Genomic DNA, 24,434 nt, shown 5'->3' with positions numbered 1-24,434 from the left:
CCTAGACGCCTGTCGGATGCAGCATTCCGATAGGGCAGAAGTCCGCCTGGTCTGGGCGGCCGATCGCGACTCTGGCCTCTTGCCGGCCGCAATCGAAAATGACCGAAAAGGCCGTCTCGGTCCGCTCGCCAGTCGAGGGCGATTTGCAGATCGCGTCAGGCGCACCGGAGCGATCCCTCAGCAATGCGGTGATGCTTTCAATACCGGTCAAGGAGAAACGGCGCGCGGCACGGAGACGAGAGCGGCTCGAGGGATAATGGCGGGCGACTTGTTCCACGTCCTCCCACATGGCCGTTTTGGGAAGAAGCGGATGGTTCGTATGAACGATCGTGCGGACAGCGCGATCACTCACGCCGGCCGACGGCCCTACTTCGACCATCCGCAGACCACCGTTTGCGTCACCAAGCAGAAAGCATCGGCCAGACATATGCGGATGTGCTCGCAGAATACCGATCGCGCCGTCCAGGCATTTTTGCTCGAGCATCATGCGACGAATCATGAGGCTCGGAAGGCCGTTTTGCGACGTGTCGAGTATAAGATCGTTGTTGACCAAGGCGAGCCCGTGCCTGTTCATGCCAACCCACCCAAGAGTGCCGGCCGACGCGACGGTAACAAGGTGCTGCTCTTTATCTTCGTGGATGAAGACCGCCAAATGACGCTCGGTACCGGGCGGGGCATCCCAGTTCTGCGCGATAACGGCACCATCATGCTTCACCAGTCCTGCCGTGGTACATCCGGTTTGAGCCGTGCCGAAATATTCGAACGCCGAAAGCAGACTGACATCAAGCGTGGAGAGCTCCGTAGCCTCGGCGATGCCGTCGAGTTCCGCGACGAGGAATGGCGCAGATCTGGAAAGCTCTTCAATGCAGGCCGCCCCCCTGGTCTGCGCCAGGTTCCAGCTAGCGCGATCGGTCGATCGCCGAAGATCGTGGAAAGCTTGCAGGATCATGGCACGCAGTCGAATACCATGTTGTTGCCCGCGCTCTCTCGGCGAACCGCGGAGTTTAATAATTGGCACTTGAACTTGGCTCATCGAAAAAATCGGAATATGTTTCACTCAGGTATCCATATTGTGGATAAGGCGATCAATCCAGTGAATGCCCGTGTGAATTGTGCGAAACTTCGATACAGCGTGACGTAGTCTTGGTGTAAGCTCTCGGCCAGTCCGGCCGCTGCTTGTAAGGGATGGAATGACAAAAATGAACAGCCTCGATCATCTGCCGCAACGCAAGCAAGAGGAACTTGCCGAGGTCGCCCGAATTCTGTTTGAGGAGTTCGAGACGGCGCGACGGTCGAAGCTGAAGGCGGAGCATAAGAACGCGCGCATCCTGAAAATCATACTCTTCGGCTCCTATGCCCGTGGCGACTGGGTCGAGGACCGCAAAAGCGGCTACCGCTCCGACTATGATATATTGATCGTCGTCGATTCCCACTCCGCGGCCGAAAGTGCTGATTGTTGGGAGAATGCCTCTGAGCGTTTCGTGCGTGAGCTGACAATTACGAAGCATTTGGAGACACCGGTAAATTTTATCGTCCATTCGCTTCACGAGGTGAACGATCTGCTTGCCCGGGGCCGTCCATTCTTCGTCGACATCGCCCGCGACGGCATTGCGCTCTATGAAGCGCCCGGCCATCCGCTTGCATCGCCCCGACAACTTTCTCCGGAAGAAACGCGCCAGGAAGCCAAGCGCAATTACGATCAGTGGTACCCCAGTGCGATGCATCGACTTGACCTCGCGAAAGAGGCAATCGGTCGCAAATACTCCAAGGAGGCTGCATTCGATCTCCATCAAGTCATCGAACGCCTCTATCATTGCGTTCTTCAGGTCATAACGCTGTATAGCCCGAAGTCGCATCGGCTTTCGGTGTTGCGCTCCCATGCCGAGCGCGTCGACGTTCGTCTGATCGACGCTTGGCCCCGCGACACGAAATTTGCTCGGAGATGCTTCAGCAAAATCGACCGCGCATATGTTGATGCCCGCTATTCACCAGAATACTCCATCACCAACGAAGAACTCGACTGGGTGGTAGAGCGCGTGGGCGTTTTGCAAGAGATCGTTGCTAAGAGCCTGACCGAAAAAGAGTTGAGTGAAATCAGTCAGTTGTGATTCCGTTTGTTTGCTTAGGACGAACGGAGACCATTATGGGCTGGACTGATTTCACCCGGCGGCAATATGCACGACGCGCGAGCCGCTATGCAAGCGACCTGACGGATCGGGAATGGGGTTTGATCGCGTCTTTTCTACCTGGACCGAAACGACTGGGCCGGCCGCGCCGGACGGATTTGCGCGAGGTGGTGAATGCGCTGCTTTATCTTGCTTCGACGGGCTGCCAATGGCGGATGCTGCCGAAGGATTTCCCACCATTTACGACGGTGCAGGCCTATTTCTATGAATGGCGGGCGACAGGCCTGTGGCGGCGGATCAATCATCATCTGGTGATGGAGGCGCGCGAACTGGAAGGCAAAAAGGCATCGCCGAGCGCCGGTGTGATCGACAGCCAAAGTGTTAAAACCACCGAAAGCGGCGGGATTTCCGGCTATGACGCCGGCAAGAGAGTCAAGGGTCGCAAGCGGCACATCGTCGTCGATACGCTGGGGCTCATGGTCGGGCTGATAGTGCATGGGGCGGATATCCAGGATCGAGACGGTGCCGCCGATCTCTTGAAATCCATTCGTCACCGGTGGCCTTGGCTCAGACATGTCTTTGCCGATGGCGGCTATGCGGGCGACAAGCTCAAGGGGCGGCTGAAAAAGATCGGTCAGTGGACGATGGAAATCGTCAAGCGCTCGGACCATGCGAAAGCCTTCACCGTTCTGCCGCGCCGCTGGGTGGTGGAGCGGACTTTCGCATGGCTCGGCCGCTGCCGACGACTGGCTAAGGATTGGGAGAGATCAATCGCATCCGCCGAGGCATGGATCACCATCGCTCACATCCGAATGCTAACACGCCGCCTCGCAAGATACCGATATCGCTGAATTCTTTTTGAGTCAGCCTCTAACATCTGCGACGAACGGCTGAGATAACCTGGACTATACTTGATATTGACATGAGATCCTGTAAACGGGGCAGCATAGGTGGAGCCCCAACAAATCCCTATCGATCGCCGCAACAGCAGTTGGCACAATCGGTTAGTCGGGAGAGCAACCACTGAGGCTTGATTTGTAGGCGGCTATTGAGACATACAATCATCGGTCGCACCGTGCGTGTCTCAACCATCTCACGACGATTTATTAGTCGGAGCGGCTGTTGTCCGAAATCAACTTGCGGGGGTTTTCCATGAATCTTTTTCCGACAGCGATTCTGACAGATTTTCTTGAAACATCTGAGGGTGATGCCGACAGAGATGACTTAATGGCCGCCCTTGAGCGGGCGACAGGCGAGCTTGGAATAGAGCATTTTGCCGCAGCATTCCTCCCGCTTGCCCATGAGCGGCTTGACGCCTATTTCATCTGGGAAAAATGGCCAAGGCGGTGGTTTGATCGCTACCTGAAATACAATTACTTCCACTCGGATCCCGTCGTGCATTTTGTCCGCCAGTCCGGACGATCTATAATCTGGTCCAAGTCGCTAAAACTGCAAGCTCTGCCATCAAGATCGAAGCGGATCATGGACGAGGCCAGCGACTTTGGCCTTATCGACGGGCTTACCATTCCACTTCATTCAAGAACCGGGATAAGCGGCGTTTTCTCCGTTGCAGGCAGAGGTCCGAAGCTGAGACCGCCGGAGATTGCGCTGTTGGAGATTATCGCGACACGCGCCCACCAGCGCTTGCTCGATCTTGCTCCCCCGCCTGCACGGCCACGAGAAGATCTTACCATCACCAAAACAGAGAGCGAATGTCTGACATGGTGCGCCTCGGGTAAGACCGATCGCGAAATAGGGAGGCTAACTGGCCGATCTCCTCGCACGATCCAGGTGCACCTTGGGAATCTCCAGCGCAAGCTCGGGGTTACCAATCGAGCCCAGCTGATCGCTGAAGCGTTTCGCAATGGTCTACAACGGTAGAAAATACGACAATTTACGAATAGTTTTCAATTATCCTTGGTTGCATTCTAATCGAGTGCACGCGGGGGATTTGAGATGTTGAGAATTATCCACGAGGCGGACGACCCTGAACTTATGGAACAGGTTTGGTTCTTCCGACACCAGATATTTGTTCAGCATCTAGGCTGGGACGAACTTCGCCGGGAAGACGGTCGCGAACGGGATGAATACGATACCGCAGATGCCATTCATGCAATCCTCATTCACGGCCGGAGAATACTGGGATATTCACGGCTCATTCCAACGACGCGTCCCCATTTCACCAGCAGCTTACACCGGCCTTTAACCGCCAAACTGCCAATAGGCTCCGATATATTCGAGTGGAGCCGCTGCGCAACGGATCTTCACCAAGCTTCTATAGGCGCTTATGCGACCTCTGATCTGCTTATGACCGGTGTCCTTGAATGCCTGGTGCAACTGAGCGCTAGAACCATCCTCTTCGTGACCTGTTCACCGCTTGTCAATATGATGAAGCGACGGGGATATCCAGTACAATGCCTGGACATTGTTTCGCTCGGCAACGGTGATCGAGCAGAGATCGCTTCATCCAACTTGCCGCACGATCTCCTTGCGCGGCACAGGCAAAGATATGGCATACGGCGATCACTATTGGCTTGGGGGCGTGATCGCACCGCCTTTCCACAACGCCCGCAGGCCGCGGCGTAACACTGGTGCCGGGAGGTGGTCCGTCGCAAGAAATCCGTGATGGATAAAGACGATGCCCGCCGCTTCGCGATCGCGATCGTACACGAGGAGACGTCAAAACTGCTCAGGATAATCGACGAGATATGCCGCCGTTATCCCCCCAATGATGACCTGCATTTCGTTCGCTATCTGCTGCGCATGATTGTTATTGAAACGAAACCGACCGTGCCTCCCGACGACACCTAGGTACCACATACGCCGGTCAACCAATTTTCGCAAATGTTAGGACGTCGTCCTAAAGTTCTTTGCAAACGTGAAACCTGTTGATACACTACAACCCAGGCGACGTAGTCGCCTTGGGGCGTGGAAACCCCATTTCAACCATACTGCTCTTTGCCCGAGCGTATTCTTCGCGACCAATCATGGTCGGGGAGCCTATGGCGTATACAAGAGGCGTTCGCGCTAAAGTCCATGGGGCCGCCTGGTTGACGGTTTTCCAACTCCCCGGCTTCTGGTTGCCAGCTTGTCTGGCCAGCGGGAGCGCCGTTATGTTGCAGAAAACATTGAGTGATGCTGCATCCATCCTTCGCGATGCCACAGATGATACCACCGCGCAGCATATTGCTGATATCGAGATAGGCAAACGCATCAAGAAGCGCCGGCAGCAACTTAGGCTGTCTCAAACGGCATTAGGCGCGGCAGTCGGCGTATCGTTTCAACAAATCCAGAAATATGAGCGGGGCACCAATCGTGTGAGTTCATCCACTCTCTACGAGATCGCAAGAGTTCTTGACACGTCAATTACCTATTTCTTTGAAACTCTTACAAGAGGCTCAACGGCGGCAAGTTGCGAGTTGAACCGGAAGGCGACCATCAGGGAGGAGTTTGTTGCGACAGATGAGGGCCAGCGCCTTGTGGACGCCTTTCTTGCAATTCCCAAAAAGACGCGACCGAAAATAATCTCGCTATTAACGACTTTTTCGACGGAGCTCTGAGGGCGCCGGCACATCGCGAATTGTCCCAATATTTCGGCGATCGCATCGGGCCAACGGCTGTACTCATGTGGCCGGCGATCTCCACCTCTTTCATAACAATCTCTCAGAACTGCCTGGATACTCACCAGGTTGGATAGTTTCTCCGCGGCGTCGACATGATTGTCGAGGACCTGATCTCCAAGCGCATCCGTTCGATTTCTCCGGTCAAATTGCCTTTGTTTTGCAGTAGCTTAAATGCGACGGCTTATAGTTTCGTTGACAAATTCGGACGTGACGACAACCGGAGGAAATCGGAACGAGGCGGCCTGGCTGATCCTAGAGCCTTCGCTAACCATTGGGACGGGCCGATAAGATGTTGAAGCTTGTCAACTGATCTCATCTCTCTGCGGCTGGAGAGCAAGAAATGACTCAACGACGCCGAGCAATAGCCTGGCCTTGTCCAACGGAAGCTGTTCAATATGCTTCATCAGCCGCATACGAATATCGGCTTCTTCTCGTGTATCTCCCCAAAGATGTGGGGCAGCGGAAAACAACACGTCGAGCGGCGAACAATCAAGCAATTCGCTGAGATGGACCAGCCGGGTGACATGCAGCTTTGCCTCGCCGCGCTCATATCGGCCGTAAACCTGTGTTGCGAGACCGAGCAATGGCGCCAAATGTGGCCTAGTCAGTCCCTGTTTTTCTCGTGCCTCACGCAAGGCCTCGCCGATGCGGCTGTCCATATCGCCAAGCGTAGTCACGCCTTCAAAACCCGGCCGTCGGTAGATTGGACTATCGTTTTCGGGATCGCGCTCTTCTACGAGATGCGCTCGCTCAATATAAAGTTCGGTCTTCTTGTCCATCTGGCTAGCCTGAATGCGTCAATCAATCTCAATATCACAAGGTCTCCTTATCACGACAAGCCCGGCAGCCAAAACGCGCGTTGAACACGCCGTCAGTTTGTACGCCGGTGAAATACTTGAAGCTAGCAGGAGGAACGTCCAATGACAGATCCTGAAGACCTCCTTCGGACGGGCGATGAACGCAAACCGGAACACGACCGACTGGATCACTTGATTGATCAATTCATCGCAGTCGGCGCACAAGCCAAGCGACTTCAGCTGAGGCGTTTCGACGTGGACCGCGAACAATTGCACTCACTTCGACAAGTGGCGCGGTCGGTTTTTCATCAGGTTCTTTTGGAAGCCGACGCAGTCGGCGCCGTTGACGATCGACCCCATTTGCTTGCTGCAGCACTGGTCATCGCTTCGGAGGCTGCTGAAAATCTTCTGCACTCGAATATCTCGGCTGCGATCCTATTAGCCGGTCCGAACGTTTCAGCAGGTGAGGACTTGAAGGGTATGACTTCATATTTTCCGGGCGCTTCAGATGGATGCCCTATTCCCTCAGATTGAAAAAATGTCTGCTCGTGGCATTTGTTGCACCGTCTCTGATGTCGAAATAATAGGGGTCGTCGCGAAGAGGCCTATCCATGAACTCCGTATGGGAACAGGAGTGATCGCCCGAATAGACCCGTCTGACACCGTTCGCCCTTTCTATCGGGGCGCTACCGCCGCCTTGCGGCCCCCGTCCGCATCCGCCGACGATGCGCCTGCATTGGGACAACTGGCCCTGACCGGAGCGGCTTCCAATGTCCTCGCCCTGCGTCGGGGTCCACCCCGATGGGCAATCGGCATAGAGTTCAAAGCCCGGCCGCCCTGCTCCGCCTTCCGGACAGGTTGGCCAGGAAAACCCGGGCCGCTTCATCGCACTGATCAGCCTTTCCATGGGTGGGCGACAACTAGCAATGGAGTGCCAAGAGGGATTTGAAGACGCCGCGCAGAGAAGCACCTCACAACCCCATTCGCTGGCATCCGCGTTATCGTGGGTAAATAATGCAATGCTGACAGAGCAGGTGAGGAACAAAGCAATCGATCTCATTTCAGTCTTTCTCGGGCTCTGCCGACTAACGGTCGGCTTTGGCAGGTCTGCGTTTTTTCTCATGGAAGCGCGGCGTGATCTCCGCATCTCGTTCTTTCAACAAATCGATGTCGGCAACAGGAAGGCGATGAAGCGTTCGATCGACCGCCTTGGTGCGCCACTCGTCCATGTCGAGAACGTAGGTTCCCCAGATCCCATAGCGCGCCGACATCGCATAGCGCTGTGCACCGGCGTAGTCTGCGCGACCGGCATCTAAGGCCGCCAATCGGGCCAGCCCTACGCGCAGCAATTCGATTGCCAGATCGCGGCTGCCGGCCCGACATGTTCCCGAAAAAGTGCCATCACGAGCCGAAGCTGTGATATCGCAAGAGACGCTTTTGGACCCAATGGTACGCTTCAGCCACGCTTTGGCCATTGCTCCGCAGGGTACGGGCGCAAGTGCATAAGCCGCGCCATTCGTCGGCTTCCTTGGATCGAATGCCCATTGTGGTAATTCGCATGTGTCGATGCTGACCAATCTGACGGCGCGGCCTTGCACCGGAAACCAAAGGGTTCTTCCATCGCGCGCTACTGCTCGCCCTTCGATGGTCTTCCGACCATGTGCCCGCACCGGATCCGTTGCGAACGGACTTAAGACAGGATCTGCTGCGGTCGCAAGAACAGGGACCAGGAATATCGCCAGCGCAAGAACAAGCCTGAACGCCATTTCATCGACCCTCATGCTGCGTGACGCCTCGGCTCAAAACCCAAGCGGGATGTGCGACGTCAGAAAACTGGCAAAGAGGTGCCTTTCGCGCCCTGACCCACTGCTCAACCATGGCGTAGGATATGCGTATCGGCAGCCACTCCGCATTGAGGGTCGCAAAGGCATAACCTTTGGCAATGAGCAAAGCCGATGGATCGAGCAACTCGCCATTGATACATCTGTCGCCTGTCACCGGCGTGGCTGCAGTCGTAAGCGGCGTGGAAGCGGCGGAGGCCTCGAAAGCGTCGCTCGTCAAGATCGCGACGGGAACCAGGAGCAGACGCCATCTCATTTTGCTTGCTCCTGAACTCGCGGGTCGGCCCACATACCAAATCCGCCTCGTCCAATCTTCTCGTCATCGACGAGATCAGCTCTAAGTGGACTGCCATCCGATCTGCGCGCAAGCCTCAGGGCGCCGATCGAAACCAGTTGCTCCTCCAAATTGTCCACGGTGTCGAGCGTGCCGGGATAGGCGTAATAGCCAAAACACGTCGCATCCTGTGTTGCTGCCTTCTCCTCTGTCAGGAAGGCGCGGCAGAAAATTACCTTGGCGGCCATCAGCTTGATGGAAAGCTGCTCCTTGGCGTAGTCATCGCAGGATCCCGCAAACCCGTCCCTCTGGTTGACCATCTCGCCGCGGCACGGTTCAAGCCCGTAGAGGTGCAATGACACCTTCTCGTCAACGCGAAAGTCTGTCGGTGAAATCGGCTTGAAGCCCTCGCTTGAGACGAAGCCTTTCCGGCTAGCGACCGTCTTGTCCGAACCATAATATTCGATCACCAGCACGGTCTTCCCGGGTGCGGCGAGCGAGCGGATGTAGTCACTATTCACGGAGCCGGCAGCCTGCGCCGAAACGCCGGCAAGCGCCGCGCACATCAGCACCCCGACGAATCCACGCAGCTTAGACGTATCCATTTTGGGTATCTCTCGATTTGGAGAAAGATTGAATTTTTTTCTTTTCATTTCGAAACCTTTGAGATACGTGTTACCTAATTTAGTAACATAATTCAATCGAAAATCGGTGCCATTTCCCTTTTGGCGAGCATTTTGTGGTTAGGTCACTCAGGCGGCTATCCCATGCAAGGCAGGTTCGAATATCTCAGCGTCATAGCGTTAATACTGGGCCTTGGATGCGGTCCAGCTTCAGCAAGTGACGCTTATAAATATGATAAATATACACATTTCTCGGACTTCCTTGTTGTTGGAGCAACACGGCCCAACGAGAAATCCGCACCAGCGGACAACGCCGAGCGGGGCTATTATCTTGATCCGAAGGGCATTGCGCTACCGGCATCCGACGATGGCAGAGAGAACAAATTTGATAACCCTCTCGATTACAAACCTGTCGACCATCGCCCGATCCGTAGTCAATCCGCAAAGCACATGGTAGATGATAAATTCAGGCACCCCGCCTCACCCGATATCTGCCCCTCATCGCCTCTGTCGTCAGAAGAGATTGTCGCTCTGATCGAGGCAGTGGCGCGCAAATACGAGGTCAAGCCCGACTTCGCGTTGGCGGTTGCCTGGGCGGAAAGTCGGTTTGACCGTATCCGGAACAGCCCGAAAGGTGCGCGCGGCCCCATGCAACTGATGTCTGGCACGGCAGGTGACCTCGGCGTCACGGATGTCTGCGATCCTGCTGCCAATATCGACGGCGGCGTTCGGTATCTGAGGGATCTCGTCGAGGAGTTTCAAAACCCGCTGCTTGCCGCTGCGGCCTACAATGCCGGACCCAAGACGGTACGCGACCATGGCGGCATTCCACCCTACTCCGAGACAATCAACTACGTCTCGGAGATCTTGAACTTTCAGCTCGGGCTCCGTCCGCGCAGGACCGGAGAAGCTTCAAACAAACCGACAAAGCCTTCCCGGGGTAACGGTGTCGTGGGTGCCGTATCCGGGCGCCAGTTCGTCGGTGGCGTCATGAAATTCTGACAGGGAAGAGGACAAGGACATGAGAAAACTGCTTCGTTCATTCGCGCGTCGTCGACACCAGGCGCTGATCGCAGGCGTGACCCTTGCGGTCTCGCAGCTGGTCTTCTCCGAGGTCGCAGCTGCCCAACAACTCGGACAGGCCTTTGCGCCGCTTCAGGCGATTTTTCAGGCCGTAGTGGACTTCATCACCGGTCCCTTCGGACGGTTGTGCGCCATCATCGCCGTGATGTCCATGGGCTTTCTTGCCTGGGTCGGCAGGCTCAGTTGGTTTCTGGCTGGCGGTGTCGCCATGGGTATCGGGCTCGTTTTCGGCGGCCCATCCATCGTCGATGCTTTGATCGCGATTGTGGGTTCATGATGAGCGACAACAACCTCGACAAGCCCGTCCTTACGCCGCTCGTTATCGGCCTCACCCGCTCGCCGACGCTGTGGGGGGTGCCGTATCTTGCTGGCGTTATCATTCTTGGATTGACGATCATTGCCTGGCTCGCATCCAACACGATGTGGGCCTTCCTGACCGCACCGGTTGCCTACCTCTCGCTTTTCACGCTTTGCACCTGGGACGCCCGGATCCTCGATGTGCTTCAGGTCGCAACGCGGCTCACACCCCGAACCCCGAACAAGACGTTCTGGGGTGCCAACTCCTACGGACCGTGACAATGCTGAAGGTGATCCGCGATGAGTTGGGCTTTGGCGGAGCTGGTCATAGGGAGCGGCCGATGGCCGCTCACATCCCCTATCTGCGCCACGTTGCCGATTCCGTCATTCGGTTGGAAGGCGGCGCGCTGATGACGGTCATTCGCTTGGAGGGCCTCTTTTTCCAGACTGAAGACCAGGCTGAACTCAACATGCGCTCGGTCGTACAGAACACAATGATCCGCGCGCTCGGATCGAGCCGCTTTTCGCTGTGGTCGACCGTCATCCGGCGCGAGGTCGACACAGTCATGCCAGGCGAATTCGAAGACCGCTTCTGCGACATTCTCGACCAGCGCTATATGGCGACGCTTGGTAGGAAGCGAATGTTCGCCAACGAGATCTATTTAACCGTTCTTCGCTCCGGCATTCGCGGTGCACTGGCCGCTGGCGACCAGATAAGGCGTTTTCTCGACAAAGCTGCCGGGCGGGCGGCCGAGGCTGTGCAAATCGATGAAGCTGTCAGCGAACTCGAGGAACTTGCCGAAAATATCGTCCGCGACCTTGCCAAATACGGCGCGCGGCCACTCGGCATTACGTATCGGGAAGGCGACCCCTATTCGGAACCCTGCGAGTTCCTGGACATGATCCTCACATGCGGTGTGCCACGCAGCAAACGCCTGCCGCGCATGGGGATCGCGAACTATATCGGGACGTCGCGGCTGCACTTTTCCCGACGGACATTGCAAGCGCAAGCCGGTGCTGCGGAAGAAAACCGCTTTGGCGCCATGCTTTCGATCAAGGAATACCCCCCGTTCACAGGCCCGGGAATGTTGGACGGGCTGCTGCAGGTCAATCACGAGTTCATTCTGACCCAATCGTTCACGGTGGCCGACAAGCCGATTGCCCAGGAACGCATCACGCGACTGCAACGGCAGATCAGCGCCTCGGACGAGGCTGGTAGCGACGTGGAAAACGACATCGACTATGCATTGAACAGCCTCCTCAATCAGGAGGCCGTCTTTGGCTTCCATCACCTGTCCCTGCTCTGCCTGTCGCGCGACCTCGAAGGTGTCAACAAGGCTGTGTCCGATCTTGGTTCCCGCCTCACAGACATGAACATCAATTGGTTGCGCGAGGACCTCAACATGGAGGCAGCGTTCTGGGCGCAATTGCCGGGCAACCACGCCTACATCGCCCGCAAAGCCATGCTGTCCAGCGCCAATTTTTCCGGCCTATCGTCGATGCACAATTTCGCGTCCGGCCGGAAAGACGGGCTGCATTGGGGACGCCCGATCACCATTTTGGAGACGACGAGCCAAACGCCCTATTGGTTCAATTTTCACCAGCGCGATATCGGCCATTTCCTGGTGACCGGTCCGACAGGATCTGGCAAAACGGTTGCCCTGACTTTTCTGCTCGCGCAGGCTTTCCGGATCCGGCCAAGCCCTCGCGCCGTCTTCTTCGACAAAGACAGGGGTGCAGAGATCTTTATCCGTGCGATGAACGGTACCTACGAGGTTCTGTCTCCGGGCACACCAGCCGGTTTCAATCCGCTGCAGCTCGACAATACCGCACAGAACCGAGAATTTCTCCTTAGACTGCTGAAAACCATGTTGCGTGCGGGAGACGAAAGCGCTTTCACCCAGGAAGAAGGCGACATCCTTGAGCGCGCCATCGTCAGACTGATGCAAGAACCGTTAGCCGAGCGCAACCTCGCCAATCTCGCAGGCCTGCTAACGGGTCGCTCACGCGCCAACCCAAACGATCTTTGTTCCCGGCTAAGGCCTTGGATCGAAGGCGAGAAGGCCTGGCTGTTCAACGCGCCCTACGACGTGTTGTCGTTCTCCGGCCATGCGGTCTTCGGTTTCGACATGACCAGTATTCTCGACAACGACGACGTGCGTACGCCTGCGCTCATGTATCTCTACCATCGCCTCAATGAGCTCTTCGATGGCACGCCGGTGATGATTTTCATGGATGAAGGCTGGCGGCTCTTACGGGATCCGATCTTCAGCGACTTTATCATCGACAAGATGAAAACGATCCGCAAGCTGAACGGCATCCTCGGCTTCGGTACGCAATCGGCGGCCGATATCGTGCGTTCGCCAGCGGCACATGCGCTGATCGAACAGTCCGCGACCAACATCCATTTTCCCAACCCCCGCGCCGACGAGGAAAGCTACGTCCATCGTTTCGGCCTGACAGCAAAAGAGTTCCATTTCGTCCGCAACACCCCTCCAGAAAAGCGCGCCTTCCTCATCAAACACGGCAGTGACAGTGTCATTGCCAGGCTTGATCTCGGCGCTATGCCCGATCTCATTAAGGTACTCTCAGGCCGGAAGGAGACGATCGAGGAATGCGCACGTCTGCGCGACATCCATGGCGAGGATCCGACTGGATGGCTGGATAAATTTTGCGGGTGGGAGGACAATGAATGAGGTCCACTGCCTTCTCAACGCTTCTGTTCTCGACGATCTTCGCCTCGATGGCGGCAGCCGACGTGCCAGTGTCAGACGATAAGAACCTTGATGAGCGGCAGGCTCGCGATACATCAACGACTGGCATCAAGGACATAGATCACGAGCGCCATAGCATCCATACATCGGTTACCTGCTCGATGTATCGGCCCGCACGCCGAAATGATCCCGTCGGGTCGGCCGAGGCTAATCCGGAGATCTCCGGTTTGGTGCGGCGTGTCGCTCGCGAGGAGGGCGTCGATGAAAACCAGTTTCTGGCTCTCATCTATCAGGAGAGCCGCTTTGACCCTTGCGCCAAATCCAGTGCTGGTGCCACCGGCCTTGCCCAGTTGATGCCAGGCACCGCCGCACAGCTTGGCGTGGACGAGTATAATATCGAGCAGAACCTGCGCGGTGGCGCACGCTACTACAAGCAGCAGCTGGAGCGTTACGACAACAACGTCTCGCTGGCCCTTGCCGCCTATAATTCAGGACCCGGCAACGTCAACAAATATGGTGGAATTCCACCTTTCAAGGAGACGCAAGGTTACGTCGCCTCAATAACACGGCAATGGCTTCCAGCCTTTGGCGGCTCGGACAAGTCGGGAATACCTCTCAATTTTGGAGGAGGAGGATCTGCATATGCGGCGATGCGTTCATCGACGATCAATGCCATGGGGATGACTGCAGCAACCGGCGACAGCTTGGCCAATGTTGCAAGCTGGTACGAGCAAATCGGGCAGCTGCAAACGGGCACCATCCAGGACAGCTGGGATCACAACTCCAGCGTCCGCAACGCCAATGTCGAGATGATGAACAACGTCATCGAACTCGGCACTGCGATGGCCGGGCTGATCAATTCGCGCAATGCAGTCTCGTCGGTCGCTCTCTCCGGTTCTTCGCGGAGTTCCGATCAAGAACCGGACGGGAGCAGACTGCGAGGCATTACCACCATCTGCGACCGGCGCGAGAACCGCGTCTGGGACGCTGCCGAGCAGGCCTGCGTCGAGATGCGAAAAAGCGAAAACCAGGTGCAGCTGATGCTGCGGCCTCAATCATAGGAGAATGATATGCGGATGATCGTCTTAAGCAGCTTGGCCTTGTTTGCATTGCCTGTCATGGCATTCGCCGATGTGCCGGTGATCGATCGAACCAATTATGAGGTCGCCAAGAAAACCGCAGAGACGACAGACAAGATTCTCGACACCAACAAGAATATCCTGACGACTGTGGAAGATACCCTGAAGGCCGTCACCGGCGATCGCGCCAGCACGGCCGGGCCGCTGAAGAACCTTGCGGTCGGCAATGGTTTCAGCGTCTCTTCAATCCCCGCCCTCGACAGCATCCTTAAAGACGGCGTCCCAAATTTCGGGAACTTGAGCGGTGACATCACGCACTCGACGACCGCCTTCATCAACGAATTGCAGCTGGTGAAGTCGCTCTCCGGCAAAGAAAACAGCACCTTCTCCGGCGACAAGTCCTATGAACAGCTGATCAAGACGGTGCTTGGCGTATCGGCGCTGGTCAACGGGTCGCAGCAGGCGGTTGGGAACCGCCGCGACGCCTTCGAACAGGCCGGCAGCCGGATCGGAACGGCTCAGGATCTTAAGGGTTCGATTGATCAGAATACCCAGCTTCAGGTGCAATCCGGGCTGACGCTCAATGAGATGATCGGCGTTTTGAACGGTGCCGTCACGTCGTTGCAGGCCGAAAACCAGCGCCGCCTAACCGACATTTCCAATACCAAGAAGGCGCTCACCTACGGGAAATGACGATGCCGCAGCTTGCTGGTCTGATCATGGTCGTGACGCTTTGCCTGACTTTAACAGCCTGTGGGACGCCCAAGGAAAGGACGGCGCCCTGCAAGCGACCGGCCAACATGACATCGTTCAATGAGGACCAACGTCACGGATGCGGGCCGATGCGGGCCATCAACGATCCAACACGCGCATTTGCCGCAATCGGTCTGCTTCAGGAGGCGTCGAAGTAGAATGCAGAATTTTCTCGGCGACCTCCTCAACCGCATCGAAAACTCCGGTGCAAGCTTTTCCGAGCAGGCCTACACGATCGTCGGCAATGAGATCGTGCCACTGCTACGATTGATGTTGGTCGCATACGTCGCTTGGTACGGCCTGCAGCTTGCCATGGGCACGGCGCGCCTCAGCGTCGGGGAGATCGTCTTTCGCATCGTTCGCATGGTGATGATCCTCGTCCTCGTCGGTTCCTGGGGCAATTTCAACAATTTTGTCTATCGCTGGATCAACGACACGCCGGAAGATGTCGGCCGCGCGATCCTTGCCGCCTCCGGAACCGGCGTCACCGAGCCGACCAATGGCATGTCGATGATCTGGCAGACGGCAAGCCGGGCGGCTTCCGCCTTTGCCGAGCAATCCGGTTACTTTGCGATCCTTCCCAGCATGGTCAGCGTCCTGATCATGCTCGCCACGGGTATTTTCATCGCCGTTGCTCTTGCCATCCTGATCCTTGCCAAAGTGATGCTCTGGGTGCTGATCGGAACTGCACCGATCTTCGTCTCCTGCATGCTGTTCGAAAAGAGCCGGGGTTACGGTGTCGGATGGTTCAACCAGGTTCTGACCTATGCATTGCTACCTCTGTTCATTTATGTGATCGCAGCCTTCTTGATTGCCGCCATGAATCCCGAACTGACAAAAATCGATGCGGCAAGTGGTTCAAGAACGCTGACCCTTGCCGACATCGCTGGCTTCATCCTGCTATGTGCTGCAGGTGCCTTTGTCATGCTCTACATCCAGTCCCTCGGCCAGGGCATAACATCCGGTGTTGCGGCAGGTGTCGGCAACGCGGCGCGCGCAATCGCGCATCGGTTCGGAGTGCGGTATCCACTGGGAGCGGCGCACGGCGGAATTGCGGCCGGCCGCGGGGCTTATCGTGCGGGTCGCAACTTGCGCAAGAGAGATCGCAGCGACGGCGACGGCGACAACACCTCCACCACAAAATCGGCCATGCAGGCCAAGATCGCTCGCCAAGGCACACCGCACTGAACATCCGATTTTAAGAGGGGACAACATGGCCGACACCAAAGACTTCGCTCTACGGACCTACTATCAAAATGGCGACATCTGGGAACAGGAGATCGTCAAGAAGGCCAAGCGGTCCCGCACATTCGCTTGGTTCGTGACGATGATCTTCGGCGCCATCACGCTGCTGAGCTTGATCGCGCTCGTCATGCTGGTTCCGCTCAAGAGCTTTGAGCCCTATATCGTCGAGGTCGATAAAAGCACGGGCTATATCGAGGTGAAGACCGGTCTGACGCGGCCAGCCAATCTTACCGAACAGCAGGCGATTACCCAGGCCAATATTGTCCGCTACATCCGCGCTCGCGAAGGCTATGATCCCTACGCGATCGAACAGAATTTCGGAATCGCCGCCCTGCTTTCGACCGGCAATGCAGCGCGCGAGTTGCAGGATCTCTACAGCGCGACCAACCCAAAAAACCCGGCCAAGGCCTACGGCCACAATAAGCGTGTCATGACCGAGATCGCGTCCGTGACTTTCTCGAACAACAGCACCGGCATCGTGCGCTTCTTAACGACGGAAGTCTCAGACACGGATTCGATCGTCCGCCACTGGATCGCCGTGGTACGCTATCGCTATACCGACACGCCCGCGACCAATGAATGGCGCTTTGAGAACCCCTTGGGGTTTCAGGTCTATGACTATCGGCGCGACCAGGAGACTGTGACGGGAGGCGGCCAGTGATCCGGAGCCTCTTCGTCTTCTTGACCTGCGCGATGTCGTTATCTGCTGCAAAGGCCGCCGAAACGCCCGTAGCCGGCCGGCTCGATCCTCGCGTTACGAGCGTCGTTTATCGGCCGAACAATGTGGTGCGCGTTTTTGCCACCTACGGCGTCTCGACGATGATCATCTTTGACGAAGAAGAGAAGTTTGAGACCATCGCCGTTGGCGACAGCGATAGCTGGGACGTAGTTCCGACCGACAAGGGCAATATTCTGTTCGTCAAACCGAAAGCAAAAAAAGCCGCGACGAACCTGAATGTGGTCACCACGAAGCGCATCTACTATCTCGAACTCAGCGACTTTGCGCCAGAGGAGAACAAACAGGTCTTCGGCATCCGCTTCATCTATCCCGACAAGCATCTGAACGCCTCGCTACGCAGACAAGCAGAAGAGCGCGCCGCCTATCCGAACATCTCAAATATCGACAAAGCGAACATCAATATCGACTACTCCTTTTCCGGCGACAGTCGCTTGAAACCGCTCGTAATCTTCGATGATGGCAAGAAGACATATCTCAAGTTCGGGCCGAAGGTTCCCGCAATCTTCGCAGTCAACGCCGACTTCACTGAGACCTTGCGCAATTTCCGGCGCGAGGGCGACTACATCGTCATCGACGGTACCGCAACGCAATATACGCTGCGCGACGGCAATCAGTGGACCTGTATCTTCAACCTCGGAAAACCCGATTTCGGTGCGCCAGACCCGGCGATCATGGCGCCTGTCCTCGATGGAAAGGCGACCGCACGTAAATGGAGCGGCAACGGATGAAGCGATCGCCCGAACTGCAAGCCATGCTGGAAGCCGATCACAGCGAGGTTCATGACCAACGGGCCAAGCGCAACCGACTGCTCGGTGGGATAGCCTTCATCCTCGTGGGCGCGGTGCTTGCCTATATCCTCGTCTTCGCACCGAAGACACCACCGCGGGACGCCCTTCAAGGGGATGAGGAATTTTCTACGACGACGTTTCGCCCGCCATCCTTCCTTCGTCAACAGCCACAGCCTGAGCAGAAGCCGGACAGCAATATTATTCAACTGCCCGAGCCGCCCGAGGAGAAGAAGCAGGAGCTTTCGGACACGACCGAATTCGACGTCCCTCCGCCGCCGGCCGCGGTCGAAACTGCACCGCGGAATACCGAGCAACCGCCGGAAGAGTTTGCGAAACGCTATCTATCGAAACAGATTATCGTGGATACTGCCAAAGCCGGTGACGACCGTACCTCGTTGAATGGCGCTGCGGTCGACGGTGCGCCGACCGTTGCAGGAGAGGATCGCAACAGCAAATTCCTCGCCGCGGCCACAGCGATTGGCGAGCGATCGGCAAAGGCCCGCCAGATCGCTCGGATTGACGCCGTCATCCCTGAGGGTACGTTGATCCCCGGCATTCTCGAAACCGCCGTCAACTCGGATTTGCCGGGCCAGATCCGGGCGATCACCTCGCAAGACGTCTTTTCCTTCGATGGGCGGCGTGTGCTCATCCCGACCGGTACACGCCTGATCGGTGAATATCAGTCGGACCTCACGCGCGGGCAGAAGCGCATTTTCGTCATCTGGACGCGATTGCTGCGTGACGATGGGGTTTCCGTCCGATTGAACAGCATCGGTGCGGACAGCCTTGGTCGCTCAGGGCTCACCGGTGTCATCGATAACAAATGGCGTGAGCGTTTTGGCTCAGCCATCCTGCTATCGATCGTAGGAGGAGGCTCCTCATACCTGACCGGCTATGGCAGCGGTCAGTACAGCTCGTCCGGCAACGGCGGGTCCCAATCGGATCGTGCTGCCGACCTTGCCCGCGAGACCATCGCCCGGACATTCTCTGACATGGCCAACCAAGCGCTCGGGGAAAACCTGCGCATTCCACCGACGATCAACATCCATCAGGGCGAACGCATCTTCGTCTACGTCCGCCAAGACCTCGATTTCTCCGCCATGTATCCAGATCCGGTCGCTGAAGCATTGAAGGAGATCAAGCATGAACGTGGCCTCGCCCCGCAATGATCCGCATTACTTCCTGAGGCGCGCGCTGTCGCCGCTGGCGCGTTTCCTTAGCGACCCAGAGGTTTTGGAGATCTCCGTGAACAAACCTGGGGAAGTGTTTGTTGAGCGGCTCGGCGCCCGACATATGGAGTTTCATGATGTGCCGGCGCTCACCTCAGTGGAAATCGAGCATATCGGCGAGCGCGTTGCCGCTGCCAGCAGCCAGTTCGTCAGCCGCACAAACCCACTGCTCAGCGCTTCCCTGCCCTCCGGTGAGCGCATCCAGGTCGTTCTGCCGCCCGCCGCCCCAGATGGCGGGGCAATTTCGATTCGCAAGCAAGTGATTAGCGATCTTACGCTGGCTCAATATCGTGACAGCGGCGCGCTCGACAAGGTGTCGGTGACGGTTGGAGGTTTGAGCGAAACGGAGGAGAGGCTTCTTGGATTGCTGGAAGCGGGCCGCATTCATGACTTCATCGAAACGGCCATGCGCGAGCGTGTATCGATCCTCATCAGCGGCGGTACGTCGACAGGAAAGACAACCTTCCTCAATGCCTGCCTCAAGAGTCTCGATAAGAACGAGCGGGTATTGACGCTCGAGGATACGCGCGAACTCCTGCCGCCGCATCGCAATAAGGTGCATCTGTTGGCATCGCGTGGTGATCAGGGGAACTCTCAGGTAACAATCCAGTCACTCCTGGAAGCGTCCCTGCGCATGCGTCCGGACCGGCTGTTTGTCGGAGAAATCCGCGGCGCAGAAGCCTTTGCCTTCTTGCGCGCCATCAATACAGGTCATCCGGGCAGCATGTCGACCGTGCATGCGGACACACCGATGGGGGCCTATGAGCAACTCGCCATGATGATGATGCAGGCCGGCATGTCGTCCGGCTATTCAAAGCAGGATCTCATGTCCTACATCCGTATGGTCATCCCGGTGGTGATCCAGCTTCGCCGCAACGGCGGACGCCGCGGTGTCTCCGAGATTTTCTTCTCCCGGCGGCCCTCATGAAAAGGTCCTACCTGCCTGTCTATCTCGTCTTCTGCCTGCTGATCGCCATCGCTGTGTGGATGTTGAGCTACGGTTTGATCCTGCAACTTTTATGGAGGGACGGTCGCGTTCTCAAGTTGATGACGACCACAAATCCGCTGGCGCCGTTTCAACAATTGATGGCGTATCCGAGCAGTCGGCCTTTGCAGCTGGCCGCGACCGGCGCGCTTCTTCCCTCTCTCCTTATAGCCTCTATTGTCGCGATTGTCGGGCTTCGGCGACCATCAAACCCGCTTGGCGATGCCGCATTCCAGGATATGACGTCCCTTCGACGCGGCGGATGGTTTCACAAGCCCGGCCACATCTTCGGACGGATTGGCCGCAACATCCTCCGGCGCGCGGACGACCGTCATCATTTGATCATCGGGCCGACGCGCTCCGGGAAGGGGGTCGGCTATGTCATTCCCAACGCCTTGATGTTTTCCGGATCAATGATCGTTACCGATCTTAAGGGGGAGATTTTCGATCTTACGGCCGGTTATCGAAAAACAAGGGGAAATCGGATCTTCCTGTTTTCTCCAGGATCAAAACAGACACATCGCTGGAACCCTCTCGACTTCGTACGAAATGACAGGGGCAGCCGAACCATCGACATCCAGAACATCGCGGCAATCCTAATTCCGGAAACGACCGGATCCGAGAACGCTGTCTGGCAAGCGACAGCTCAGCAAATGATCGCCGGTGTGATCAGTTATGTTCTGGAGAGCCCACTTTACAGGAACCGGCGCAATCTTGGCGAAGTAAACGACTTTTTCAACTCCGGCGTCGACCTTCAGGTCCTCATGAAGCTGATCAAGGAAAACGAGCCTGGTCTATCTAAATTCACGATAGACAGTTTCAACGCCTACATATCGTTAAACGAACGTGCGGCTCGCTCTGCTCTGCTCGATATCCAGAAGGCGCTTGCACCGTTTCGCAATGAGCGAGTGACCGCGGCGACAGCCGTGACGGATATGGATCTGGCTTCGCTGCAGCTGCGGCCGATCACGATTTATCTTGCACCGAACATCAGCGATATGACCATCCTTCGACCTTTGCTAACCCTTTTTGTTCAGCAGGTCATGGATCTGCTCACTCGGGAGCACGATGCAAATGCACTTCCCGTCTATTTCCTGCTCGACGAATTCCGACAATTGAAAAAGATGGACGAGATCCTGAACAAGCTTCCCTATGTCGCTGGCTACAAGGTGAAGATAGCTTTCATTATCCAAGATCTGAAGAACCTTGACGAAATCTATGGCGAAACGGCCAGACATTCTTTGCTTGGCAATTGCGGTCTTCAGCTGATCCTCGGCGCCAACGATCAGGCAACGGCGGAGTACGCCTCGAGAGCGCTGGGTAAGCGCACCATTCGCTATCAGTCGGAATCGCGTACGCTGGAACTGATGGGCATCCCACGCCGGACCAGGGTGGAGCAAATTCGCGAGCGCGACCTGATGATGCCGCAAGAGGTTCGGCAGATGCCCGAGGATAGGATGATTCTGCTGATCGAAGGCCAGCGACCGATCTTCGCCAACAAGCTGCGTTATTATGCAATGGAGCCTTACAAGAGCGCCGCCGAAATCGCGCGCTCGCATCGCGAGGAGATCCCTGTCGTCGAATTTATCCAGGCCATGCCTGTTCCTGCACTTATGTACAGCTATGGGAGGACATCATCCGACGGCGATGGAAGCGGTGGCACGGAGAAGTCGAGAGAACTCAACGGTACGCAAACGATCGTCGAGAAGACACCGAAGAAGGTGGCGCGTGCCATTAGGCGAACAGCCACTGCCAAGCAGCAAGGGAAGTTAACGACGGAAACGCCATCGAGCATGAATGTTCCTGAGACAGGTGTTGCAAGCTCCGCGCGAAGGCTGAAGGCGGCTGTCGCGTCGTCACTTGCGGCGTCGCCCGACATGCCGGGGCGCCAACGGCGAAGCATTCAGGATATCCTGGCACAAACCATTCCCGATCCGGAAGAATTTGGATTGGACTCCGGCGTGAACTCATAAAATAGCTTGGCGTTTATTCCCCGGGACGCACCAGGCACGACCGCGCCTTTCTGTTTTCATCATTGATACGTATGTCCACAATAACGTGCACTTCTGTCAGGCGAGCCGAATACAGGGCGAATGGCATCGTATGTCTGGATGGCGCTGTGGCTAACGGCGGGGCTCTTCATTCCATCGCCTCTATGCCCAATTCACTGACTCAGCGTTTCTGTGACGACATTGCAAATTAACGTTTTTCCGCTTTTCTAATTAACATTTCGCCATATTGCCAATTAACGTTTTGCCGAATTTTAAATTGACATTCCGCCAAGCTCGTGATTAACATTCCGCCCCAACCCCAAAGATCTAATCGTCTGATTAATCTTGCTTTTTTCTTGGTTCAGGAAATCGCCATGGCCGACGGCTTATATGAACGACAATAAAGTCGGAGTTAGAGCTTGCACTTGAAAGCGCGCGGGTCGTTAACCTGATCGGCCCACGCCAAATCGGCAAGACGACCCTCGTGCGTGATATGCTGGGAAGTGGCCATTTCGTGTCGTTCGACGATGAAAATGTTCTTGCTGCGATAGAAGCCGACCCACAAGGCCAGATGCAAGTCTTGATCACGGCCGCGAACGACGAGCCCATCATCATTGATGAAGTTCAGCGTTCAAAGAAGATTGCGCTCACAATAAAGCGCGTTGTCGACGCTGATCGCAGGATGGGTCAATTCCTCCTGACTGGCTCGTCGAATGTTTTCGTTTCCGCAGATGTGCTCGATTCTCTTGCGGGCAGAGTTCAGACACTCAAGATGCTACCCTTAAGCTCAGCGGAGATCGATGATGCCGGTCCATGCTTGATACTGGATTGGGCCAGGAAGAGTGGTGACCAGAATGCGCTGCCCCCCTGCCGGAGCATATCGAAGATCGAGGTGATCGATCGCATCATTCGCGGCGGTTATCCGGAAATCCGGCCCTTATCGGAACGCTCTCGTCAACGCAGATACAGAGAGTATATCGACACCATCGTGGACCGGGATGTCGCGGACATCATGAAGATAAGACGGCCCGACTCGATGCGCCGGTTAATAAATCAACTTGCCATCAGAACTGGAAACGAGCTTAACATGACCGACCTTGGCGACAAGGTTGGCCTCACAAGGCAGGTCGTAGGGGAATATGTCGATATCCTGGAACGCCTGTCGCTTGTCGTCAGATTACCAGCCTGGACGTCCGGCGAGGCCGGTCGTGATATCAAGCAACCAAAGTGCCACTTGATCGATACGGGAATTGCTGCTGCCTTGCGCGGATTGGCGGCAGGCGATTTCGCGCTCGGAAAAGATCAGACCCCTTTAGGTGCACTTTTCGAAACCTACGTGTTCACTGAGTTGCTGAAATGTGTCTCCCTGCAGCGCGATGAATGGCGTCTCTATCATTGGCGAGACCGGAGAGGACGGGAAGTAGATATAGTGGCGGAAAGTGGAAACGTTGTCGTGGGATTCGAGATGAAAGCCTCCTCGACCGTTTCCCGTGCCGACTTCAACAATTTCGATATCTTCAGGAGCGGCCCCGCCGCCAAATGGAACTTCTTAGGCTTGGTGATATACACCGGGGATCAGCTCCTGGCGTTTGGAGAGGGGCAATTTGCGATACCGGTGTCGATCTTCAGTTCGTTCCCGAAGGCGGCAAGTCCAAGTTGACCATGAGCGGTATCACCCTGCTATCCAAGTCGCCATCAGACGATAATCAATGATCGCGATCGCCATTACGACCCAAATCATCGTGGCGCCGAACGCGACAAAACCTTCAGGCACCCTCCTGCTCGTTTCCTGACCCCTTACCACTCATTCCGCCGCATCGCGCCAACTCCTATTGCTCGCGCTCGTCGCCCTCCTGCTCTCGTCGGTCGTCGATCTCACCCTGCAACTGCTCAGGTCGCCGGACATGCTGTCGCGCCAACTCGATCCCGATCCCATCACTTGGTCCGGTCTGTTCTCCGGGCGTGCGATCCGGATGAACAGCACCATGATCACGTTCCAGTTCCGAGGAACGACGGCCGAACTCCTCTTCAGGCCCAAGATTTTCACTGTTATTTGTCCCGACCTCAACAATCGGCGCATCAGCGGGCTTCGGCGTCTTGCGGTCATCATGAGACTGTTCCGCCTGCTCAATCGCGACACGCAACTCCTCGTCAACCTCGGCGATCTCACGGATCAGAGTATTACCCTCCGCACCAAGCTCGGCGGCCTTGGAGATTTCCCGCTGCAGATCGGCTTGCAGCGCCGCC

The 24,434-nt window shown here is 56.4% G+C and carries 25 protein-coding genes and 1 pseudogene; 20 read left to right on the top strand and 6 right to left on the bottom strand.

The window, feature by feature from the left end; genetic code table 11:
* Nucleotide 1: 1 nt before the first annotated feature.
* Nucleotides 2-1,057, bottom strand: coding sequence for a C45 family autoproteolytic acyltransferase/hydrolase (locus Q4Q11_RS02260; protein WP_498568458.1), 1,056 nt, complete (start codon nt 1,055-1,057; stop codon nt 2-4).
* 133 nt (nt 1,058-1,190) lie between these two features.
* Here Q4Q11_RS02260 and Q4Q11_RS02255 point away from each other — a divergent pair, with 133 nt between their 5' ends.
* The 6 genes from Q4Q11_RS02255 (at nt 1,191) to Q4Q11_RS02230 (ending at nt 5,686) form a co-directional block, all read left to right on the top strand.
* Nucleotides 1,191-2,108, top strand: a complete 918-nt coding sequence (locus Q4Q11_RS02255; protein ID WP_498568457.1) for a HEPN domain-containing protein — start codon at nt 1,191-1,193, stop codon at nt 2,106-2,108.
* A 35-nt stretch (nt 2,109-2,143) separates the two neighbouring features.
* Nucleotides 2,144-2,977, top strand: a complete 834-nt coding sequence (locus Q4Q11_RS02250; protein WP_498568456.1) for an IS5 family transposase — start codon at nt 2,144-2,146, stop codon at nt 2,975-2,977.
* Between the two features lie 271 nt (nt 2,978-3,248).
* On the top strand, nt 3,249-4,007 hold the full coding sequence (locus Q4Q11_RS02245) for a helix-turn-helix transcriptional regulator (protein ID WP_498568455.1): 759 nt from the start codon (nt 3,249-3,251) through the stop codon (nt 4,005-4,007).
* 75 nt (nt 4,008-4,082) lie between these two features.
* Nucleotides 4,083-4,712 (top strand): acyl-homoserine-lactone synthase, encoded by a 630-nt coding sequence (locus Q4Q11_RS02240; RefSeq protein ID WP_498568454.1) that lies wholly within the window; start codon nt 4,083-4,085, stop codon nt 4,710-4,712.
* 39 nt (nt 4,713-4,751) lie between these two features.
* Nucleotides 4,752-4,937, top strand: coding sequence for a hypothetical protein (locus Q4Q11_RS02235; RefSeq protein ID WP_498568453.1), 186 nt, complete (start codon nt 4,752-4,754; stop codon nt 4,935-4,937).
* A gap of 302 nt (nt 4,938-5,239) precedes the next feature.
* Entirely contained in the window at nt 5,240-5,686 is a 447-nt protein-coding gene (locus tag Q4Q11_RS02230) for a helix-turn-helix domain-containing protein (RefSeq protein ID WP_112512110.1), read from the top strand.
* Between the two features lie 365 nt (nt 5,687-6,051).
* Here Q4Q11_RS02230 and Q4Q11_RS02225 read toward each other — a convergent pair whose 3' ends face one another.
* The gene (locus tag Q4Q11_RS02225; protein ID WP_113222526.1) at nt 6,052-6,528 is read right to left on the bottom strand and encodes a helix-turn-helix domain-containing protein; all 477 of its coding nucleotides are present in this window, start codon (nt 6,526-6,528) and stop codon (nt 6,052-6,054) included.
* A gap of 141 nt (nt 6,529-6,669) precedes the next feature.
* On the opposite strand from Q4Q11_RS02225, the gene Q4Q11_RS02220 reads away from it, so the two are divergent.
* Nucleotides 6,670-7,080, top strand: a complete 411-nt coding sequence (locus Q4Q11_RS02220; RefSeq protein ID WP_498568452.1) for a hypothetical protein — start codon at nt 6,670-6,672, stop codon at nt 7,078-7,080.
* Between the two features lie 551 nt (nt 7,081-7,631).
* Here the strand turns inward: Q4Q11_RS02220 and Q4Q11_RS02215 are convergent.
* Genes Q4Q11_RS02215 through Q4Q11_RS02205 form a run of 3 tightly spaced genes read right to left on the bottom strand, consistent with a single transcriptional unit; the run spans nt 7,632 to nt 9,227 of the window.
* Nucleotides 7,632-8,327, bottom strand: coding sequence for a thermonuclease family protein (locus Q4Q11_RS02215; RefSeq protein ID WP_498568451.1), 696 nt, complete (start codon nt 8,325-8,327; stop codon nt 7,632-7,634).
* A complete protein-coding gene (locus tag Q4Q11_RS02210; protein WP_498568450.1) occupies nt 8,314-8,643 on the bottom strand; it encodes a hypothetical protein in 330 nt (109 codons plus the stop codon). Before Q4Q11_RS02210 ends, Q4Q11_RS02215 begins: the two co-directional genes overlap by 14 nt.
* Nucleotides 8,640-9,227 carry a hypothetical protein gene (locus tag Q4Q11_RS02205; protein WP_498568499.1) on the bottom strand — a complete coding sequence of 196 codons (588 nt, stop codon included), beginning with the start codon at nt 9,225-9,227 and terminating at the stop codon, nt 8,640-8,642. The genes Q4Q11_RS02210 and Q4Q11_RS02205 overlap by 4 nt, the downstream gene beginning before the upstream one ends.
* A gap of 201 nt (nt 9,228-9,428) precedes the next feature.
* On the opposite strand from Q4Q11_RS02205, the gene Q4Q11_RS02200 reads away from it, so the two are divergent.
* The 13 genes from Q4Q11_RS02200 to Q4Q11_RS02140 all read left to right on the top strand — a co-directional run bounded on the left by Q4Q11_RS02200 (nt 9,429) and on the right by Q4Q11_RS02140 (nt 23,847).
* Nucleotides 9,429-10,286, top strand: coding sequence for a lytic transglycosylase domain-containing protein (locus Q4Q11_RS02200; protein ID WP_498568449.1), 858 nt, complete (start codon nt 9,429-9,431; stop codon nt 10,284-10,286).
* Between the two features lie 19 nt (nt 10,287-10,305).
* A complete protein-coding gene (locus Q4Q11_RS02195; protein WP_112511796.1) occupies nt 10,306-10,644 on the top strand; it encodes a TrbC/VirB2 family protein in 339 nt (112 codons plus the stop codon).
* A complete protein-coding gene (locus Q4Q11_RS02190; protein WP_112512108.1) occupies nt 10,644-10,943 on the top strand; it encodes a VirB3 family type IV secretion system protein in 300 nt (99 codons plus the stop codon). The genes Q4Q11_RS02195 and Q4Q11_RS02190 overlap by 1 nt, the downstream gene beginning before the upstream one ends.
* A 2-nt stretch (nt 10,944-10,945) precedes the next feature.
* Nucleotides 10,946-13,360 (top strand): VirB4 family type IV secretion/conjugal transfer ATPase, encoded by a 2,415-nt coding sequence (locus tag Q4Q11_RS02185; protein WP_498568448.1) that lies wholly within the window; start codon nt 10,946-10,948, stop codon nt 13,358-13,360.
* Nucleotides 13,357-14,439, top strand: a complete 1,083-nt coding sequence (locus tag Q4Q11_RS02180; RefSeq protein WP_498568447.1) for a lytic transglycosylase domain-containing protein — start codon at nt 13,357-13,359, stop codon at nt 14,437-14,439. Before Q4Q11_RS02185 ends, Q4Q11_RS02180 begins: the two co-directional genes overlap by 4 nt.
* A gap of 57 nt (nt 14,440-14,496) precedes the next feature.
* Entirely contained in the window at nt 14,497-15,150 is a 654-nt protein-coding gene (locus Q4Q11_RS02175; protein ID WP_498568446.1) for a type IV secretion system protein, read from the top strand.
* A 219-nt stretch (nt 15,151-15,369) separates the two neighbouring features.
* Nucleotides 15,370-16,398 carry a TrbL/VirB6 family protein gene (locus Q4Q11_RS02170; protein ID WP_498568445.1) on the top strand — a complete coding sequence of 343 codons (1,029 nt, stop codon included), beginning with the start codon at nt 15,370-15,372 and terminating at the stop codon, nt 16,396-16,398.
* A 25-nt stretch (nt 16,399-16,423) separates the two neighbouring features.
* On the top strand, nt 16,424-17,116 hold the full coding sequence (locus Q4Q11_RS02165; protein WP_112511778.1) for a VirB8/TrbF family protein: 693 nt from the start codon (nt 16,424-16,426) through the stop codon (nt 17,114-17,116).
* Nucleotides 17,117-17,148: 32 nt separating this feature from the next.
* Entirely contained in the window at nt 17,149-17,922 is a 774-nt protein-coding gene (locus tag Q4Q11_RS02160; RefSeq protein WP_498568498.1) for a TrbG/VirB9 family P-type conjugative transfer protein, read from the top strand.
* Nucleotides 17,919-19,151: a type IV secretion system protein VirB10 gene (gene virB10 / locus Q4Q11_RS02155; protein WP_498568444.1), complete on the top strand. Its 1,233-nt coding sequence runs from the start codon at nt 17,919-17,921 to the stop codon at nt 19,149-19,151. The genes Q4Q11_RS02160 and virB10 overlap by 4 nt, the downstream gene beginning before the upstream one ends.
* On the top strand, nt 19,126-20,139 hold the full coding sequence (gene virB11 / locus Q4Q11_RS02150) for a P-type DNA transfer ATPase VirB11 (RefSeq protein ID WP_498568443.1): 1,014 nt from the start codon (nt 19,126-19,128) through the stop codon (nt 20,137-20,139). The genes virB10 and virB11 overlap by 26 nt, the downstream gene beginning before the upstream one ends.
* Entirely contained in the window at nt 20,136-22,169 is a 2,034-nt protein-coding gene (locus Q4Q11_RS02145) for a type IV secretory system conjugative DNA transfer family protein (protein ID WP_498568442.1), read from the top strand. The genes virB11 and Q4Q11_RS02145 overlap by 4 nt, the downstream gene beginning before the upstream one ends.
* Nucleotides 22,170-22,587: 418 nt before the next feature.
* Nucleotides 22,588-23,847, top strand: coding sequence for an ATP-binding protein (locus Q4Q11_RS02140; RefSeq protein WP_498568497.1), 1,260 nt, complete (start codon nt 22,588-22,590; stop codon nt 23,845-23,847).
* A gap of 169 nt (nt 23,848-24,016) precedes the next feature.
* Here Q4Q11_RS02140 and Q4Q11_RS02135 read toward each other — a convergent pair.
* A pseudogene (locus Q4Q11_RS02135) lies at nt 24,017-24,434 on the bottom strand (hypothetical protein); the annotation flags it as partial.

This window comes from Rhizobium sp. UFLA01-1127 (assembly GCF_059803845.1).
The sequence above is the reverse complement of the archived record's forward strand: the minus strand, read 5'-3'. Positions and strand labels throughout refer to the sequence as shown.